Origin of the sequence: Marinifilum sp. RC60d5, assembly GCF_052400665.1 — a bacterium.
Taxonomy (GTDB): Bacteria; Bacteroidota; Bacteroidia; order Bacteroidales; family Marinifilaceae; genus JBQTGK01.
On the sequence record NZ_JBQTGK010000024.1, the window covers coordinates 1 to 1318 of the forward strand.

The following is a 1318-nucleotide window of genomic DNA, read 5'->3' on the forward strand; positions in this document are numbered from 1 at the left end:
TCTACTAGAACTTCTGCACTTTACTATGCTTTATCTTTCTGCAAGCCACAAGAAAGGATTCTTGCGGCAGCGAGGGGTTCCACGTTTTTCCATCTGCATCGGTAAACATCATGGGATTATTTCCCATTGCCATATAAGGCGATGCACACTGCAATACCGGGTCAATTGCCCACCAACGACCTATTTCTGCATCATAGTAACGCGCATGATGATCGTACTCCCGAAGAAAATCGGGACAGGCAAACCTAAACTGTAGATGAACATTTGGAGGATTAAAAATCCTATTGCCCCAGAAGTCCTGATTGCAATCGAGTTTGCGAGACTATAAGGTAATCAAATAAATCAATGCTTACTTGTATAGTTTTTATGAATAGAATCGGTTATTATTATAAAATACCACACTAATCTTGCAATATCATATGAACTGTAACTATATAATGAGAATTTGAAACCTCATTAACACCAGAATAAATGATGTAATAGTTCCCTTTTTCACTAAGTGTTTTGTATAAATTGATAAATCCTCCACAATGTGCCTTTGAATACATACCTAGTCCCAAGAAAGTCTTATATCGATCATATTTATCCTCAATATTACCTCCTGAAAACTGACTTTCTATAATTTTATTAAACTCAATATTCAATTTATCCTCTTCTATAATTATTTCCTTAGTTGTTTTGTCTTTAAGATTATCAAAGACAATTTCATTCAAATTATATTGTTTTATGGTTTTCATGGTTTTTATTACTTTAATGGAACTCCTTGTAAAAATTTAATTCTTGGTTCAAAATTTAATATTTGAAATTGTTCTAATCCACCTCTTTTACCAAAAGCACCAAGTGTCCTAGATCTTTGAAGAGTTACTCCTTCGGGGACTATAACTTCTTGTATAAAGGAGGCCCTATTGGATTTTGGTAACGCTAAACCATTTCTAGCAAAAGAACTCGATTTTGGAGAGACTTTCGTAAGAAATGCACCACCATTTGGGTTACTTGAAAAAACTCTATAATACTTGGACATCTCTTTAGTTGTAAAGGATACGATTTTTCCTCCAGCATTAGGTACCATTCCTTGCGAAAGTGCATTTAAACTTGTATTAGCAGCAATCTTTTTTTCTGCCGTTTTTACAGCCGCCCTAGCAACAACCTTCCCTGCTAACTTTCTACCACCATTTACAAGAGCTTTACCTATTCCTGCCCCCAACATATAATCTATAGGGCTGTCGGTAATTTCAACTCTACCACTAGATTGTTTGTACCATTCGGTAAATTGTACTTGTTCTAAAGAATAGTTACTCCATTCATCTTTTGGATCATA

General features: G+C 35.0%; 3 protein-coding genes. All 3 read right to left on the bottom strand.

The genetic code is table 11. The features are described from left to right. Window positions 1–4: 4 nt before the first annotated feature. Window positions 5–280 carry an RHS repeat domain-containing protein gene (locus tag ACT3CE_RS18825; protein ID WP_444711307.1) on the bottom strand — a complete coding sequence of 92 codons (276 nt, stop codon included), beginning with the start codon at window positions 278–280 and terminating at the stop codon, window positions 5–7. Between the two features lie 121 nt (window positions 281–401). Continuing rightward, window positions 402–713: a hypothetical protein gene (locus ACT3CE_RS18830; protein ID WP_444711305.1), complete on the bottom strand. Its 312-nt coding sequence runs from the start codon at window positions 711–713 to the stop codon at window positions 402–404. 32 nt (window positions 714–745) lie between these two features. Continuing rightward, window positions 746–1318: hypothetical protein (locus ACT3CE_RS18835; protein WP_444711306.1), on the bottom strand; the 573-nt coding region annotated here is incomplete at its 5' end.